The sequence below is a fragment of the Dyella sp. 2YAF14 genome (genome assembly GCF_052114725.1).
Classification (GTDB): domain Bacteria; phylum Pseudomonadota; class Gammaproteobacteria; order Xanthomonadales; family Rhodanobacteraceae; genus Dyella.
In genome coordinates this window covers 113,467-125,395 of the sequence record NZ_JBFRFH010000001.1, presented here as the reverse complement: position 1 = coordinate 125,395, position 11,929 = coordinate 113,467, and the positions used below count along the sequence as shown (strand labels likewise).

12 protein-coding genes are annotated in these 11,929 nt (G+C 65.1%); 8 read left to right on the top strand and 4 right to left on the bottom strand.

What is annotated here, in order from left to right; translation table 11 throughout:
• The first annotated feature begins 51 nt into the window (after positions 1–51).
• From truA to AB4Y82_RS00600, 3 genes are read left to right on the top strand one after another with little or no spacing between them, the layout of a single operon-like run.
• Entirely contained in the window at positions 52–819 is a 768-nt protein-coding gene (gene truA / locus AB4Y82_RS00610) for a tRNA pseudouridine(38-40) synthase TruA (RefSeq protein WP_441603470.1), read from the top strand.
• Entirely contained in the window at positions 816–1,445 is a 630-nt protein-coding gene (locus AB4Y82_RS00605) for a phosphoribosylanthranilate isomerase (protein ID WP_441603469.1), read from the top strand. Before truA ends, AB4Y82_RS00605 begins: the two co-directional genes overlap by 4 nt.
• Before the next feature lie 50 nt (positions 1,446–1,495).
• A complete protein-coding gene (locus AB4Y82_RS00600) occupies positions 1,496–2,500 on the top strand; it encodes a cupin-like domain-containing protein (RefSeq protein ID WP_441603468.1) in 1,005 nt (334 codons plus the stop codon).
• 245 nt (positions 2,501–2,745) lie between these two features.
• Here AB4Y82_RS00600 and AB4Y82_RS00595 read toward each other — a convergent pair whose 3' ends face one another.
• Positions 2,746–3,642 carry a LysR family transcriptional regulator gene (locus AB4Y82_RS00595; protein WP_441603467.1) on the bottom strand — a complete coding sequence of 299 codons (897 nt, stop codon included), beginning with the start codon at positions 3,640–3,642 and terminating at the stop codon, positions 2,746–2,748.
• Positions 3,643–3,751: 109 nt separating this feature from the next.
• Here AB4Y82_RS00595 and trpB point away from each other — a divergent pair, with 109 nt between their 5' ends.
• Genes trpB through accD form a run of 3 tightly spaced genes read left to right on the top strand, consistent with a single transcriptional unit; the run spans position 3,752 to position 6,684 of the window.
• Positions 3,752–4,960: a tryptophan synthase subunit beta gene (gene trpB, locus AB4Y82_RS00590; RefSeq protein ID WP_204635509.1), complete on the top strand. Its 1,209-nt coding sequence runs from the start codon at positions 3,752–3,754 to the stop codon at positions 4,958–4,960.
• Positions 4,957–5,757, top strand: coding sequence for a tryptophan synthase subunit alpha (gene trpA, locus AB4Y82_RS00585; protein WP_441603466.1), 801 nt, complete (start codon positions 4,957–4,959; stop codon positions 5,755–5,757). The genes trpB and trpA overlap by 4 nt, the downstream gene beginning before the upstream one ends.
• Before the next feature lie 54 nt (positions 5,758–5,811).
• Entirely contained in the window at positions 5,812–6,684 is an 873-nt protein-coding gene (gene accD, locus AB4Y82_RS00580) for an acetyl-CoA carboxylase, carboxyltransferase subunit beta (RefSeq protein WP_441603465.1), read from the top strand.
• A gap of 616 nt (positions 6,685–7,300) precedes the next feature.
• Here accD and AB4Y82_RS00575 read toward each other — a convergent pair.
• Entirely contained in the window at positions 7,301–7,873 is a 573-nt protein-coding gene (locus tag AB4Y82_RS00575; protein ID WP_441603464.1) for a phosphatase PAP2 family protein, read from the bottom strand.
• Complete coding sequence (locus tag AB4Y82_RS00570) at positions 7,842–9,002, bottom strand: glycosyltransferase family 4 protein (RefSeq protein ID WP_441603463.1); 1,161 nt, start codon at positions 9,000–9,002, stop codon at positions 7,842–7,844. The genes AB4Y82_RS00575 and AB4Y82_RS00570 overlap by 32 nt, the downstream gene beginning before the upstream one ends.
• Before the next feature lie 170 nt (positions 9,003–9,172).
• On the opposite strand from AB4Y82_RS00570, the gene AB4Y82_RS00565 reads away from it, so the two are divergent.
• The gene (locus tag AB4Y82_RS00565; protein ID WP_441611068.1) at positions 9,173–9,607 is read left to right on the top strand and encodes a DUF4399 domain-containing protein; all 435 of its coding nucleotides are present in this window, start codon (positions 9,173–9,175) and stop codon (positions 9,605–9,607) included.
• On the opposite strand, the gene AB4Y82_RS00560 is transcribed toward AB4Y82_RS00565, so the two are convergent.
• On the bottom strand, positions 9,594–10,337 hold the full coding sequence (locus AB4Y82_RS00560) for a transporter (RefSeq protein ID WP_441603461.1): 744 nt from the start codon (positions 10,335–10,337) through the stop codon (positions 9,594–9,596). The genes AB4Y82_RS00565 and AB4Y82_RS00560 overlap by 14 nt on opposite strands.
• A gap of 118 nt (positions 10,338–10,455) precedes the next feature.
• On the opposite strand from AB4Y82_RS00560, the gene gltX reads away from it, so the two are divergent.
• The gene (gene gltX, locus AB4Y82_RS00555; protein WP_441603460.1) at positions 10,456–11,856 is read left to right on the top strand and encodes a glutamate--tRNA ligase; all 1,401 of its coding nucleotides are present in this window, start codon (positions 10,456–10,458) and stop codon (positions 11,854–11,856) included.
• Positions 11,857–11,929 lie beyond the last annotated feature (73 nt).

The window sequence follows — 11,929 nt, the reverse complement described above, 5'->3', positions numbered from 1 at the left end:
CGTTTTGCTTTTTCCCTTTACTATTCACTCTTTACCCTTCACTGCTCTCCCATGCGCATCGCTCTAGGCATCGAATACGACGGCACCGAGTTCTCCGGCTGGCAGCGGCTGACCCACGGCGAGACCGTGCAGGGTGCGCTGGAGCGGGCGTTGTCGTTCGTGGCCGCACAACCGGTGGAAGTGACCTGTGCCGGGCGCACCGATGCCGGCGTGCATGGCCGCTGCCAAGTGGTGCATTTCGACACCGACGTGCAGCGCGATATGCGCGGCTGGACACTGGGTACCTCGTCCAACCTGCCCAGCACGGTTGCCGTGTTGTGGGCGCAGCCGGTCGATCCCATGTTCCATGCGCGCTTTTCCGCGCGCAGCCGCCGCTACTGCTATCGCATCCTCAATCGCCAGGTGCGCGCCGCGCTCGACGCGCGCTATGTCACCTGGGAACGCCTGCCGCTCGACGCCGAGCGCATGCATCAGGCGGCGCAGGCCTTGGTGGGCGAACACGACTTCACCGCGTTCCGCGCCATTTCCTGCCAGGCCGCGCATGCGCGTCGCCAGGTGCATGCGGTGAGCGTTCGACGCGAAGGCGAACACGTCATCATCGAGATCGAGGCCAACGCCTTCCTGCATCACATGGTGCGCAATATCGTCGGTTCGCTGCTGCCGATCGGTCGCGGCGAACAGTCGGTGCGCTGGATGCACGAGCTGCTCGAAGGCCGCAGTCGCGACGTGGCTGGCCCGACCGCGCCTGCCTCGGGGCTTACCTTTATCGGGCCGCGCTACGAGGCGCAATGGAACCTGCCCGCGGAGGTGACGCAATGACCCGCATCAAGTGCTGCGGCATGACCCGCATTGAGGACGCACTCCTCGCGGCGCAATTGGGTGCCGATGCCATCGGGGTGGTGCTGACGGCGCGCAGCAAGCGCCGTGTCACGCTCGAACAGGCGCAGACCATCGTGCGTGACTTGCCGCCGTTCGTGAGTTCCGTGGTGTTGTTGATGGACGACGAAGCGGGCTTTGTTCGCGAGGCGATCGAGGCGATCCAGCCGGATCTGCTGCAGTTTCACGGTGCGGAGTCGGATGACTGGTGCGCGCAGTTCGGGCGTCGCTATCTCAAGGCCATCGCGATGGGCGAGGGCGCTGCCGCATTGCCCGGCCTGCGTCGTTATCCCGGTGCGTCGGGACTGCTGCTGGATGGTCACGGCCTGGGCGAACCCGGCGGTAGCGGCAAGTCGTTCGACTGGTCGCTGATGCCGCGTGACCTGACGCAGCCACTGATTCTCGCCGGCGGCCTCACGCCTGCCAACGTTGCCGAAGCCATGCGCATCGCCAAGCCCTGGGGCGTCGATGTGGCCAGCGGCATCGAGTCGGCGCCGGGCATCAAGGATGCGCACAAGCTGGCGGATTTCATCGCGGCAGTCCGCCGGGCCGACGACCAGCGCATGTAAACGCCGGCCCGCTGCTAGCATGGCCGCCAGCCTTGCCGCCCAGGTTTCGCATGCCCGTACCCATCGAAGCATTCCACTACGAAGGCCAGCCCGATGCGCTGCAAGCCATCGTCGGAGGCGATCGTCCGCGGGTCATTCGTGGGTTGGTGAAACACTGGCCGCTGGTCCAGGCGGCGCGCGAGTCGGACCGCTCGTTTGCCGGGCAGCTGATGGCAGCGGACAACGGCTCGCCGGTCGATGCGCTGTTGATGCCGCCCGAGGCGGATGGCGTGGTCGGATATCGCGGCGACGCCGAGGCATTCAATTTCACCCATCACCGGGCGTCCGTCACGCAGGTGCTGCAGCGCCTGCTGCAATTTGCCGAGGCCGCTGACGCACCCGGCATGGCCTTGCAAAGCGCTCCCATCGCCGGCTGTCTGCCGGGTCTGCTTGAGCATCACCGCTTGCCGCTGCTCGACGACGCGGTGAAGCCGCGCCTGTGGATCGGCAATCGCGTCACCACGCCTGCGCACTTCGACGAGTACGAGAACATCGCCTGCGTCGTGTGCGGCGTGCGGCGTTTCACGCTGTTTCCGCCGGAGCAGGTGCGCAACCTGTATATCGGCCCCTTGGACTTCGCGCCGACCGGCGCCGCCATCAGCATGGCGCGCCTGGATCAACTGGACGATCCGCGTTATCCGCGCCTGCAGGAGGCGATGGCGCATGCGCTGGAGGCCGAGCTCGAGCCGGGCGATGCGATCTATATCCCGCCGATGTGGTGGCATCACGTCGCCTCGCTCGGCAAGCTCAATGCGCTGGTGAACTACTGGTGGAAGCGCACGCACGGCAGCGCACTGGCGCCGAACACGCGCCTGGGCGGGCTCTTGCATTGCATCCTGCTGTTCAAGTCGCTGCCACCCGCGGAGCGCGCCGCCTGGCGCGAGCTGCTCGATTACTACGTGTTCGATGACGAAGACCCTGCGGCGCATATTCCCGAGGAACGTCGCGGCTGGCTGGGCGAGCTCGATGAGGAACAATCGCGCAAGCTGCTTGAGCGTATTCGCCAGTACCTGTGAGCTTGCGTGATGTTTTCCACAGCCAATGTGGATGCACACAGACAAAGCTTGTGGACAAGTGTCCTATCTCGTTGACGGCAAAGATGTCCTGACGCGTTGATGCGAGTTTGCGCATCGCTTCCATCGTCGTCGCGCAGGTTTTCCACAGCGCATGTGGATGCCTGCGGGAAAAGCTTGTGGATAGGTGGGCTATCCCACTGACGCAAAAGCACTCGGCACGCATTGATGCGCAATTGCACAGCGGGTCAGCTGCCTTGTTCGGCGAAGGCGGCCTTCAACCACTCGGCGAGCGGTGCGACTCGCGCATCGGAAACGCGGGCGGACGTGACCAACACCCACTGAGGGCGTATCTCGTGGAACCCCCACGGCGCCAGCAAACGTCCCGATGCCAGATCGCCCGCCACCAGTTGCGCCGGCGCGATAGCCAGTCCGCGTCCCGCCACCGCGGCTTCGATCATGTGATACAGGTGCGGATAGCCCTGTCCCAGCGTCAGCTGTTTTGCGGGCAGGCCCATGCTCTGCGCCCAGTGGTCCCAGGCCTCGGGACGCGATTGCGTATGCAGCAGCATCTGCTCCTGCACGGCCTGCGGGCGACTGCGTGTGAATCGTTGCGCCTTGGCGTAGCCCGGGCTCGCCACGGGGCCGATGCGCTCGTTCGCCAGCACAGTCACCTGCCAGCCGGCCGGCCACGGCGGTTCGCCTGCCATGATCGCCGCGTCGAGTCCGGCCAGTGTTTCATCGAAGCTGGTTTCCTGCGGGCGCAGATGCAGGTCCAGTTCCGGCAGCTCCTCCATCAGTCGTTCGAGGCGGGGAATCATCCAGCGGGCCAGCAGGCTCACCGGGCAACCCAGCACGAACGGCGCATGCGCCGTGCCGGTGCGCAGCTCGTCGCAGGTTTCGCGCAACTGGCCGAAGGCCGCCGTGCTGGTATCGCGCAGGCGCTGGCCTGCTGCGGTGAGTACGAGGCCGCGGCCCTGGCGCTGGAACAGCGACGTGCGCAGGTCTTCTTCCAGTGCGCGAATGTGCCGACTTACCGCGCCGTGCGTGACATGCAGCTCGGCCGCGGCCCGGCTCACGCTGCCCAGGCGGGCGGCGGCCTCGAAGGCGAGCAGGGCGTTCAGCGAGGGCAGGGCGCGGGGCATGGGACCTGTGAGTTTTCCTGACAAGTGGTAGCCATGATATCGCTTTTTGCGGTCGGCGCTTTCGGTTAGTTTGGGCGCTGTCTTTCTGTGACTTTACCGAGTGCCATCCATGAGCAAGATCGACTTCAGCGCCTATCCCGACGAACACGGGCGCTTCGGCAATTACGGCGGCAGCTACGTCGCCGAAACCCTGATGGCGCCCCTGGCCGAACTGACCGAGGCCTATCTGCGCCTGCGCAAGGATCCCGAGTTCATCGCCGAACTCGATCGCGATCTGAAGTACTACGTGGGCCGTCCCAGCCCGGTGTATTACGCCGAGCGGCTGAGCCAGCACGTGGGCGGCGCGCGCATCCTGCTCAAGCGCGAGGACCTCAATCACACCGGCGCGCACAAGATCAACAACACCATCGGCCAGGCGCTGGTGGCCAAGCGCATGGGCAAGCCGCGCATCATCGCCGAGACCGGCGCCGGCCAGCACGGCGTGGCCAGCGCCACGGTGGCGGCGCGCTTTGGCCTCAAGTGCGTGGTCTACATGGGCGCGGTGGATATCGAGCGGCAGAAGATCAACGTCTACCGCATGAAGCTGCTGGGCGCCGAGGTGGTGCCGGTGACGTCGGGTTCGAAGACGCTCAAGGACGCGCTCAACGAAGCGATGCGCGACTGGGTCACCAACGTGGCCGACACCTTCTACATCATCGGCACCGTCGCCGGCCCGCATCCGTATCCGCTGATGGTGCGCGACTTCAACGCGATCGTAGGACGCGAGGCGCGCGAGCAGGTGCTGGAACAATTCGGTCGACTGCCGGATGTGCTCACGGCCTGCGTCGGCGGCGGTTCCAATGCGATCGGCCTGTTTCACGCGTTTCTCAACGACGAAGGCGTTCGAATTGTCGGCGCGGAAGCGGCAGGCGAGGGCATCGCCACCGGACATCACGCCGCTTCGCTGGCAGCGGGTCGCCCGGGCGTGCTGCATGGCAATCGCACCTATGTGCTGTGCGACGACAACGGTCAGATCACCGAAACGCATTCGGTCTCCGCGGGTCTCGACTACCCGGGCGTGGGCCCGGAGCATGCATTCCTGAAAGATGCCGGCCGCGCAGAATACGTGGGCGTCACCGACGACGAAGCGCTGGAAGCTTTCCACCTGCTGGCGCGCACCGAAGGCATTCTTGCCGCGCTGGAATCGAGCCACGCCGTGGCGCAGGCAATCAAGCTTGCGCGTGAATATCCAAAGGATGGCCTGGTGCTGTGCAACCTGTCTGGCCGAGGCGACAAGGACGTGCACACGATTGCCGCGCGCGAAGGAGTGCAGGTATGAGCCGCATCGACCGCCGCTTCGCCCGTTTGAAGGCCGACCAGCGCACCGGACTCATCCCGTTCGTCACCGCCGGCGATCCCTCGCCTCAACACGCCGTGGCGCTGATGCATGCGCTGGTCGAGGCCGGCGCCGATGTGATCGAGCTGGGCGTGCCGTTCTCCGATCCGATGGCCGATGGCCCGGTGATCCAGCACGCCAGCGAGCGAGCCATTGAGAAAGGCGTCGGCTTGGCCGACGTGCTTGGCTGGGTCTCGGCATTCCGCCAACGCGATGCCGACACGCCCATCGTGCTGATGGGCTATCTCAACCCGATCGAAATCCATGGCTATGCGCGCTTCGCCGCTGAGGCAGCACAAGCCGGCGTGGACGGCGTGCTGGTGGTGGATTGCCCGCTGGAGGAATCGGCCGTGCTGCAGCCGTTGCGCCAGGCCGGTCTGCAGCAGATCCTGCTGGCCGCGCCGACCACCGCACCCGGGCGTATGGTGCGGTTGTGCGGGTCGGCCGAGGGTTTCCTGTACTATGTATCGTTCGCCGGCATCACGGGCGCGGCACGACTGAGCACTGGCGATATCGCAGCCCGCGTGGCCGATATCCGGTCGATGTCGAAGGCCCCGGTGGCCGTGGGTTTTGGCGTGCGCGACGCGCAGTCGGCCAAGGCCATTGCCGGCTTCGCGGATGCGGTGGTGATCGGCAGCGCGCTCGTGGAGCGCCTGGCCGGCGCGGACGATGTCGCTGACATCACCGCGCGGGCGAAGGATTTCCTGGCGCCCATCCGCGCCGCGCTGGATGCGCATTGAGAACACGCTGCGTTCATGACGCGGCGTCGCGTCATGAACGTTTGAGGTGTTGCGATGAACTGGCTCCAGAAAATCATGACTCCCCGTGCCCGCACGGATGCCACCGGCAACGCCGGCAAGGGCAAGGTGCCGGAAGGCGTGTGGGAGAAGTGCGGTGGCTGCGGCACGGTGCTCTACCGTCCGGAGCTCGAACGCAACCTGATGGTCTGCCCCAAGTGTGGCCACCACCACACCATCGAGGCGCGCCTGCGCCTGGATGCCTTGCTTGATCCGGGTTCGGCGCAGGAACACTGGGCCAGCATGGAGCCGAGCGATCCGCTCAAGTTCCGCGACACCAAGAAATACCGCGACCGCATCGTGGCGGCGCAGAAGTCCACCGGCGAGAAGGACGCGCTGATCGCCATGAGCGGTCGCCTCAAGGGCCGCCCGCTGATGGCGGTGGCTTTTGAGTTCAGCTACATGGGCGGTTCGATGGGTTCGGTGGTCGGTGAGAAGTTCACCCGCGCCGCCGAACGCGCCCTGGCCGAGCGCAGCGCCCTCGTGTGTTTCGCCGCCACCGGCGGTGCACGCATGCAGGAGTCGCTGTTCTCGCTGATGCAGATGGCCAAGACCTCCGCCGCGCTGGCGCGAATGCGCGATGCCGGCGTGCCGTACATCAGCGTGCTCACCCATCCCACCACGGGCGGCGTGTCGGCAAGCCTGGGCATGCTGGGCGACATCAATGTCGCCGAGCCGAAGGCCTTGATTGGCTTCGCCGGTCCGCGCGTGATCGAGCAGACCGTGCGCGAGACACTGCCGGAAGGCTTCCAGCGTTCGGAATTCCTGCTCGAGCACGGCGCCATCGACCTGATCGTCGATCGCCGCGAAATGCGCGACAAGCTGGCCGATCTGCTCGGCATCCTGATGAAGGCGCCGCGCGTCGCGTAAGCGCTACGCTGCGTTGATATAAAAAAACAGCGCCCACGTGGCGCTGTTTTTTTGTGCCAAGCCTTCGCGACCTCCCTGTGGGAGCGCACCCTGTGCGCGACGGTGCAGCGCGCACAACTCGCACCTTCCACATGCTCCATCGAAGCCGACAGCAAACGGATGCGGGATGCGCGCCTGATCGATACTGAGGCAGCATGTGTCGCGCACAGGGAAGTGCTACACAGGAGTGCAGTCTCGAATCTTTTCCACAGTTCTCGTGGATAGCTCCTGCATAAGCCTGTGGACAACTGCATGCCATGGCTTTGTCGACAACGACTTGCGACACCGTGCTGAACTTTTGCTCAGCTGCGCCGATGTTTTCCACAGCGTTTGTGGATGTCACTCGCGCAAACCTGTGGATAAGCAACGCAACTCGTTGCTGCGCAAGGAAGTCATTACGCGATGACGAAATAGTGACCAGTGATGCCGGCGCATGACAGGCCGGTTTTCCACAGCTGATGTGGATGGTCGCGAGCAAAGCCTGTGGATAGATGACCTATCTCACTGATGCCAAAGCGATGGCGACGCAGTGATGGCGAAATGCGCAACGCACGCTGCGCTGGTGGGCAAGCGGGCTTTACGCCACCAGCACGTGCAGCGGCAGCAGCCACAACGACAATGCGCCGAGCGCACTGCCGATCACCGTCGCGGCAATCACGTCGCTCGGATAGTGCAGCCCAAGGATCACGCGCGATGCACCCACCAGTGCGGTGAAGGTCAGCAGCAGCGGCGCGAGCAGCGGATACCAGGCCAGCGCCACGACGGTGAAGCTCACCGCCTGCAGCGTGTGGCCCGAGGGGAAACTGAATTCATCCAGCGGCGGCACATGCGCGATCACGCCGGGGCAGGCGCGGAACGGGCGAGGGCGGCGTGTCCAGCGCTTGAGCAGGCGATAGAGCAGCAGGGCGGTAAGACCGGTAAGGGCCATCTGCGCGGCAGCCAGCAAGCCGCGTCGGCCGTCGACCAGGGCCAATACCGCCATCAGCGAATACCAGAACACACCATCGCCGAGTCGGCTGATGATGCCGAAGAACACGCCGACCGCGCGGCGCGTACCCCAGCGGTTGGCCGCCACGCACATGCGCCGATCAATGGCGAAGCGCGGGCCGGCGGGAAGTTCAGGCGTGTGCAGGGGCGGCAGCGTGCTCATGCGCGTTCTCCTTAGCCAGCTCAGCCAAAAGATGCTCGAACTCGTTGATGACCGCGTCGGGCGAGAGATTGGCGATGCTTGCGTGCGCCGCGCGACCCATGTGCCGGATCAGGCTGGCGTTGGAGGCAAGCATCACGGTCGATTCGATGAAGCTGCGTTCGTTGCCGGCATCGATGCGATAACCGTTCTGGCCGGTGTGCAGATGCTCGCGCGCGGCGCCTTCTTCATAGGCCACCACCGGCAGGCCGGAGGCCAGCGCTTCGAGGATCACATTGCCGAAGGTTTCGCTCAGGCTGGGGAACGGAAACAGATCCGCGCTGGCGTAGTGCTGAGCCAGGGCTTCGCCGCGCTGCATGCCTGCAAAGATGAAATCGGGGTTGGCCTCCTGCAGTGCGGCGCGCGCCGGACCATCGCCGACCCACACGTAGCGTGCTTTGGGAATCTGCTGCTGTACGGCGCGAAATGCGCGCACGGCCAGGCCGAGGTTTTTTTCCGCCGCGATGCGCCCGACGTAGAGCACGACCGGCGTGTTGCCATCCACGTTCCACTGCTCGCGCAAGGCCGCATTGCGATGGCGCGGATGAAACAGCTGCGTGTCGACCGCGCGGCGCAGCAGGCGGGCGGTATCCACGCCGAGCGCGTTCAGTTCGTTGGCGAGCGCTTCGGTGGGCACCAGCGTGGCGGCGGCGCGACGATGGAAGTTGCGCAGATAGTTGCGCACGATCGGCGTGAGAAAGCCTACGCCGTAGTGGTCGGCATACGCGTCGAAGCGGGTGTGGAAACCGGTGGCGGTCGGAATACCCAGGCGCTTGGCGGTGCGTACGGCTGACCAGCCCAGCGGACCTTCGGTCGCAACGTAGATGGCATCGGGGCGCAGGCGCGTCCAGCGGTCACGCAGGAGGCCACCGGCCGGCAGGCCAAAGCGCAGGCCCGGATAGCGTGGCAGCGATGCGCCGCGCACTTCCAGTGTGACGATGCCGGGCTCATCTTTGAAGGGGGTTTGCTGACGGGGACGTATCAGGTCGACCGTGTGTCCCTGCGACGCCAGTCCGGCGGCGAGGCTGTGCACGGTCAGTGCCACGCCATTGATTTCGGGTGGATAGGTTTCGCTGACTATGCCGATGCGCACTAGGGAGTACCGTTTGCTGGCCCGGTGCAGATTCCTCTGGTGGCGTTGCGGGGTCGTGGCGCAGGTATGACGCCCACATGACGGCCGTCGCGGCAGGTGTCGTCTGCGCACGCGCCCTTAGCGTTTCCATGGGTACACTCCAACCCTCTTGTCATGAAGGAGACATGCCGATGAAACGCTTTTTGCTCGCTGTTGCGCTTGCCGGCCTCACCGGCGGTCTGTTTGCTGCCGATGCACCGGGCCTGCCCGTGACGAAGGCGCCGGTGGGCGCCGAGGTCTACATCATTTCACCCAAGGACGGCGCCATCGTCGGCCAGGAAGTGACCGTGCAGTTCGGCCTCAAGGGCATGGGCGTGGCACCGGCGGGCGTGAAGAAGGAAGGCACCGGCCATCACCACCTGCTGGTGGATGTGAAGGAGCTGCCGGCCGCTGGCCAGCCCATCCCGAAGGACGATCAGCACCTGCACTTCGGCAACGGCCAGACCGAAACCACGCTGAAGCTGGCTCCGGGCAAGCACACGCTGCAGCTAGAGATGGCCGATGAAAACCACATCCCGTTCGAACCGGCGATCGTCTCCAAGGCCATCACCGTCACGGTGAAGTAAACCGCCCCAGGAACACCGACACGCCCAGGCTGACCATCCACAGCTGGGCGTGTCCGGCCACGCGAGCGCGCAGGCCGCCATCGAGCTGCACGCGGCGGTTCACCTGCCAGGCCACGCCGGAGCCCGCCTCCGTGCCGCTGCGCTCGCCCCGTTCGTGCACCTGGGCAAGCTCGACATAGCCCACCATCGAGGGGTTGAGCACATGGCTCTCGTTGAGCGCGAACGTGCTTTGCCCATCGCTGCCGCTGGCGGTCTGTTCGAGATAGGCGCCGACGCCGTCGTTGTCGGTGATCTGCCGGTTGATGTCCACGCCCAGCAGGTATTGCCGCTGCTCGTTGCGCACGGCGCGACTGCCATCGGTGAATTCCACGCTGCCCAGCACGCCCCAGGTCCACTTCGCATCGGCTTTGTCGGGCGCGAATTTGAGCGCGAGGATGGTGTCGCCGCGGCCGTGGTCCCAGCTGTCGAGGCCGGGGCCGGTGGTGTGGATCGCATTGAACGGCGAGGTACCCAGCTGGGCCTCGAACGGACCGCCAAGGCCGAGTCGGACCAGGCTGTCCGTGGTGTATTGGGACTGGATATGGCCGCTGCCCAGGTTGTCCCGGGTCCAGGTCGGAAGGCCTTGCTCGATGGTCACGTCCCCGGCATTGAGCGCTACCGGCGTGAAGCCAAGGCCGGGGCGGTCATAGCCTGGATTGTCGTCCGCGTGGGCGGCGTTGATTGCCAGCAAGCACGCCCATGCCGCCAAAAAAGCGACTGCGCGTGGGACCACGGTGATCCGTGGTCGGTTCTTGCTGCGGTATCGGCTAAAATTTCCCACTTCCTTATCGTCCCCGTCCAAGCAGCCCATGACCGTCCGCACCCGTTTTGCCCCCAGTCCCACCGGTTTCCTGCATATCGGCGGTGCCCGCACGGCGCTGTACTGCTGGCTGGAGGCACGCCGCCGCGGTGGTGCATTTGCGCTGCGCATCGAGGATACCGACCGCGAGCGCTCCACCGAAGAGGCCGTGCAAGCCATCCTCGATGGCATGAATTGGCTCGGGCTGACGCACGATGAGGGTCCGGTTTACCAGACGGCACGCCTGGAGCGCTACAAGCAGGTCGCCGACGAGCTGTTGAAAGCAGGTCTGGCCTACTACGCCTACGAGTCCAAGGACGAGATCGAGGCCATGCGCGAGGCCGCCTACGCCAAGGGCGAGAAGCCCCGCTACAACGGCTACTACCGCGATCGCAACGAGCCCTACCGCGACGATCCGAACCGCGTGATGCGCTTCAAGAATCCGCTGGAAGGCACCGTGGTGTTCGAGGACAAGGTGAAGGGCCGCATCGAGTGGGCCAACGCCGAGCTCGATGACCTGGTGATCTTCCGCTCCGATGGCTGGCCGACCTACAACTTCGCCGTGGTGGTCGACGATATCGACATGGGCATCACCGAGGTGATCCGTGGCGACGACCATGTCAACAACACGCCTCGCCAGATCAATATCTACAAGGCACTCGGCAAGCCCGTGCCGGAATTCGCGCACCTGCCGATGATCCTCGGCCCGGATGGCCAGAAGCTCAGCAAGCGCCACGGCGCGGTGAGCGTGATGCAATACCGCGACGACGGCTTCCTGCCGCACGCGCTGCTCAATTATCTGGTGCGCCTGGGCTGGTCGCATGGCGATCAGGAGATCTTCTCCGAGCAGGAGATGGTGAACCTGTTCGACATCGGCGACGTCAACAAGGCCGCTTCTCGCTTCGACGTCACCAAGTTGTCGTGGCTCAACCAGCATTACCTGAAGACCGAAGAGCCCGCGTCCATTGCGCCGGAATTCGAATGGCACCTCACGCAGGCCGGCATCGACTTCAGCAAGGGCCCGAACCCCGCCGACGTCATCGTCGCGCTGCGCGATCGCGTGCAGACGCTGAAGGAAATGGCCGAGCGCGCCAAGATCTGGTACGGCCCGATCACCGAGTGGGACGACAAGGCAGTCGCCAAGCATCTGCAGAACGACAGCGCCGTGGCGGTGCTCACCGAAGCAAAGAGCCTGATCGCGGATGTCGAATGGAAGCCCGAGCCCATCCACGGCGTGATCGAGCAGATCGCCGCCAAGCTCGAACTCGGCATGGGCAAGATCGCCCAGCCACTGCGCGTGGCGATGACCGGCACGCAGGTGTCGCCATCGATCGATCACACCATTTATCTCGCGGGTCGCGAGGTGGCATTGCAGCGTATCGACGACGCCATCGCCAAGGCGAAGGGCTAAGTCCGGTTTGGTTCGTAACCTGCATTAATGAGCCGCTATTCCCGAAGAAAGGGAATGCGGACGTGTGACCTGG

Excerpts from the sequence above, each read along its gene's own strand:
- truA (WP_441603470.1), top strand. The coding sequence starts at position 52 with ATGCGCATCGCTCTAGGCATCGAATACGACGGCACCGAGTTCTCCGGC.
- AB4Y82_RS00605 (WP_441603469.1), top strand. The coding sequence starts at position 816 with ATGACCCGCATCAAGTGCTGCGGCATGACCCGCATTGAGGACGCACTC.
- AB4Y82_RS00600 (WP_441603468.1), top strand. The coding sequence starts at position 1,496 with ATGCCCGTACCCATCGAAGCATTCCACTACGAAGGCCAGCCCGATGCG.
- AB4Y82_RS00595 (WP_441603467.1), bottom strand. The coding sequence starts at position 3,642 with ATGCCCCGCGCCCTGCCCTCGCTGAACGCCCTGCTCGCCTTCGAGGCC.
- trpB (WP_204635509.1), top strand. The coding sequence starts at position 3,752 with ATGAGCAAGATCGACTTCAGCGCCTATCCCGACGAACACGGGCGCTTC.
- trpA (WP_441603466.1), top strand. The coding sequence starts at position 4,957 with ATGAGCCGCATCGACCGCCGCTTCGCCCGTTTGAAGGCCGACCAGCGC.
- accD (WP_441603465.1), top strand. The coding sequence starts at position 5,812 with ATGAACTGGCTCCAGAAAATCATGACTCCCCGTGCCCGCACGGATGCC.
- AB4Y82_RS00575 (WP_441603464.1), bottom strand. The coding sequence starts at position 7,873 with ATGAGCACGCTGCCGCCCCTGCACACGCCTGAACTTCCCGCCGGCCCG.
- AB4Y82_RS00565 (WP_441611068.1), top strand. The coding sequence starts at position 9,173 with ATGAAACGCTTTTTGCTCGCTGTTGCGCTTGCCGGCCTCACCGGCGGT.
- gltX (WP_441603460.1), top strand. The coding sequence starts at position 10,456 with ATGACCGTCCGCACCCGTTTTGCCCCCAGTCCCACCGGTTTCCTGCAT.